Below are 3,875 nucleotides of genomic sequence, written 5' to 3' on the forward strand. Positions count from 1 at the left end.
GCAAATCTAAACGAAGGAGAAATTATGATTGCACCATTTACTGACCCAGGATGGACTCCATTATTTCATTCTGCAAAGGCTTTGGTTATGGAAGTTGGTGGAATGATGACACATGGAGCAGTGGTAGCCCGCGAATATGGCATACCATCTGTCGTTGGAATCGATAACGCCACAAAAGTTATAAAAAATGGTGATTATATTAGAGTAGACGGAACTCAAGGGTATGTACAAATACTAGATAAACCCACCCAAATTTAAGCTTTTTATCCCCGAGGGTTTCATATCGTTCTACCTACACCTATTTAGATTCGCATCAAGACCCAAAAGAAAAGGGCACTTATAAAGAATTTGACATGATATTGGCTGCACTCCTGTCAAAGGAAGCGTTAGTTCTACGAGCTAAAGTAGCAATCAATAATTATCTTGATCTTCCACAATCAGGCGTGATTCTTGAGCAAGAAGTAAATGGGCGATACATATTATACATGACTAATATGTATTGCCCTTTATTTTTTATGACTTTCTAAAATCTAGGTCTTGATTACGGATGATATCCTCGTTTTGTCGACTGAATCCCTTAAATCTTGCATTGTTAGGATATATTATATGAGAAATGAAGATTTTTCCAATCGTAGAAGCTGTTCTTTCATCTCTAATCCACCGCGAAAACCGGTTAACTTTCCATTTTTCCCAACCACTCGGTGGCAAGGGATGGAAATTAAAATGGGATTAGCACCAATTGCTCCCGCTACAGCGCGGACGGAATTAGGTATTTGCAGCTTTTCAGCCACTTCAGAATAGGAATAAGTCTTTCCATAAGGAATTTCCATTAGCATATGCCAAACGGATCTTTGAAATGGCGTTCCATGAAAATCTACAGGAAAAGAAAAATCCTTTCGTTCTCCGCGAAAATATTCAATATATTGTTCGGCATAAGGCTGTAAGTTCTCATCATTTTTCTCAAGCCTGTAATCAGGCAGTTTTTTTGTCACCCATTCTGCTAATTCAGCGAAATCTTTATTTTGCGATCCAACATAGCAAAGCCCTTTGGCTGTCGCAGCAAGGTATATATTCCAGTGGCCAACATTTAGTAAACTCCAATAAACGGTTTGATTCAACTTGGTCCCAACCTTCCTCCGAAATTCTCTTTCTTTTTAGTATACACCGAAAACATGTTCCATTTTAAGTTTTATACCAAAAAGATTGCATATATTTTTGAAGTCATTAGCGATTATGTCATAATTGAGAAAAGTTTCTCAGAGAGAGGAAAAATAGGTCGAAAATGTTCGAAATAAATCCTTTCCACTATATAAAAATGTTCGTTATCTTGGTAAAATATTAATCGGAGACAAAAAGTCTCGAATTCTATAAAAAAGCAGGATTATTTTTTGAAATATATATCAATTTAGACAAAACCAGGAGGTAACCTTTCATGTGGGATGTTGATATGAATATAGATCAAGTAGCGAGAATAAAAGTAATTGGGGTCGGCGGCGGTGGCAATAATGCGGTAAACCGGATGATTGAAGACGGCGTCCAAGGAGTAGAATTCATTGCTGTTAATACCGACGCACAAGCTTTGAAACTATCAAAGGCCGAAATCAAGATGCAAATTGGTGCAACATTAACAAAAGGACTTGGAGCAGGGGCAAATCCGGAAATCGGCCGAAAAGCTGTAGAGGAAAGCAGAAGAGAAATCGAAGAGGCTTTAAAAGGTGCTGATATGGTATTTGTTACCGCTGGTATGGGCGGCGGCACAGGAACAGGTGCGGCACCCGCGATTGCCCAGATTGCTCATCAGCTTGGAGCGTTAACAATTGGAGTAGTTACACGGCCATTTAAGTTTGAAGGTCATAAGCGGGCAGTAAATGCTGCAAATGGAATTAAATTAATGAAGGAAGCGGTGGACACGTTAATTATTGTACCGAATGACCGCCTTCTGCAGATTGTTGATAAAAGAACTCCGATGGTTGAAGCATTTAGAGAAGCGGATAATGTCCTTCGCCAAGGGGTAAAAGGGATCTCTGATTTAATTGCTGTTCCAGGGTTAATCAACCTTGATTTTGCCGATGTGAAAACGATTATGTCGAACCAAGGGAGAAGGCCGGGCAGTGGAAGCTGCTAAGAAGGCGATCTCCAGTCCGTTACTTGAAACTTCGATCGACGGAGCACAAGGTGTGCTCATGAATATAACAGGCGGGACCAATTTAAGTCTTTACGAAGTTCAGGAAGCAGCAGATATAGTTGCATCCGCAGCAGATAAGGACTTGAACATGATTTTTGGCTCGATCATAAATGAAAGCTTGAAAGATGAAATTATGATTACAGTGATTGCCACTGGTTTTACGGATAAAGATGCATCCGAGGATCATCGTTCCCGCGAAGCATCCATCAAACCAAAATCTCCTTTAAGACCTCGGTTTGAAGAGATAGAGCAGGAAGATCATAGGAATCATGACCGAGTACAACGGCAGGATTCTGAAAACAAACAGGATCGGCTGGATACGGAAGATTTGCTAGATATTCCAACCTTCCTGCGTAATCGAAACAGAAATCGCCAATAATATTGAATTGAAAAAGGCTGCTCGGAAATGATCGAGCAGCCTTTTTCAAAAGATAAGAAAGTGTAATTTCGACTTCGAGAATTGTCCAGCTCCGGGCGCCAGCGGCTCGAGGTTTTCTTTGAAGTTGAAATTTTCTCAAATTAATGATTCTTGAAAGCGTATGCTATAATAATGTTGTAAATCCATCAATAAGGAGCATCAGCTATGTTAAAGGACTTTTTTATCGGACTGTCACAAAATCAACTTTTAAATAATGCAGCTAAGAAATATGGGTTAAAATTAGGAGCACAAAGTGTTGTTGCTGGAACGAATATTGATGAAGCGATTAAGAGTATGAAAGAACTTAATGCGCATGGAATTTCTTGTACGGTTGATAATCTTGGAGAGTTTGTTTTCAAGAAGGAAGAGGCAGAAGAAGCAAAAGAAAATATTCTTAAAGTGATTGAAGCGATTCATGAAAATAATGTGGATGCCCATATTTCCTTAAAACCAACACAATTAGGGCTTGATATAGATTATTCATTTTGTTTAAGTAACTTAAGAGAAATTGTAGATAAGGCTCATGGTTATGACATGTTTGTCAACTTCGATATGGAAGATCACAGTCATTTGCCGCAAACCTTTGAACTATTAGATGAACTGTCAATGGAATATGATAATATTGGTACAGTCATTCAGGCCTATTTCCATGATGCGCAAAAATATCTGGAGAAATATAAAAATTTCCGTCTCAGAATCGTAAAAGGAGCTTATAAAGAGCCTGAAGAAATCGCTTACCAAGATAAGAAGGAGATTGATGCCAACTTTATTAAATTAACGGAATGGCATCTATTAAACGGTAAATTTACTTCTATTGCCACCCATGACCATCGCATCATTAATCATGTAAAGGAATTTGTTAAAAAGCACAATATATCAAAAGATAAATTTGAATTCCAAATGCTGTACGGATTCCGTAAAGATCTGCAATTAAAATTGGCGAAAGAAGGCTACAATTTCTGTACCTATGTTCCTTTTGGCAACGATTGGTATGGCTATTTTATGCGCCGCCTTGCAGAAAGACCGCAAAATTTAAACTTGGTAGTTAAGCAAGTATTTAATAAAAAAACCAACACTATGATTGGCGTAGCCGCTGGCGCATTTTTATTAGGCAGGATGAGCAAAGCTTCTAAGAAAAAACGCCGATAAAGCAATATTGTTAAGGAAAAAGCACCCATAAAAAAAGGGTGCTTTATTTCGTTAAATTGAGTTCCTTTAACTTAGCGGCTTGAACGACGAGAGCGGAGGCTTAATCGGCGAGAAGAGCGACGA

At 38.7% G+C, this 3,875-nt stretch carries 3 protein-coding genes and 2 pseudogenes; 4 read left to right on the forward strand and 1 reads right to left on the reverse strand.

What is annotated here, in order from left to right; genetic code table 11:
• The coding region (locus tag BFU02S_RS15075) for a PEP-utilizing enzyme (protein ID WP_157075960.1) at positions 1-258 on the forward strand (258 nt) is incomplete at its 5' end.
• A 5-nt stretch (positions 259-263) separates the two neighbouring features.
• Positions 264-380: pseudogene (locus BFU02S_RS16545) on the forward strand (DUF3626 domain-containing protein); the annotation flags it as partial.
• 222 nt (positions 381-602) lie between these two features.
• Here BFU02S_RS16545 and BFU02S_RS15080 read toward each other — a convergent pair.
• Positions 603-1,118 carry a methylated-DNA--[protein]-cysteine S-methyltransferase gene (locus BFU02S_RS15080; RefSeq protein ID WP_066372405.1) on the reverse strand — a complete coding sequence of 172 codons (516 nt, stop codon included), beginning with the start codon at positions 1,116-1,118 and terminating at the stop codon, positions 603-605.
• Between the two features lie 314 nt (positions 1,119-1,432).
• On the opposite strand from BFU02S_RS15080, the pseudogene ftsZ reads away from it, so the two are divergent.
• Both ftsZ and BFU02S_RS15090 read left to right on the forward strand, forming a co-directional pair.
• Positions 1,433-2,349 (forward strand): annotated as a pseudogene (gene ftsZ, locus BFU02S_RS15085) (cell division protein FtsZ); the annotation flags it as partial.
• A 419-nt stretch (positions 2,350-2,768) separates the two neighbouring features.
• Entirely contained in the window at positions 2,769-3,752 is a 984-nt protein-coding gene (locus BFU02S_RS15090; RefSeq protein ID WP_066372407.1) for a proline dehydrogenase family protein, read from the forward strand.
• The last annotated feature ends 123 nt before the right edge of the window (positions 3,753-3,875 follow it).

Origin of the sequence: Neobacillus fumarioli NBRC 102428, from assembly GCF_001591485.1 — a bacterium.
Classification (GTDB): domain Bacteria; phylum Bacillota; class Bacilli; order Bacillales; family Cytobacillaceae; genus Neobacillus; species Neobacillus fumarioli.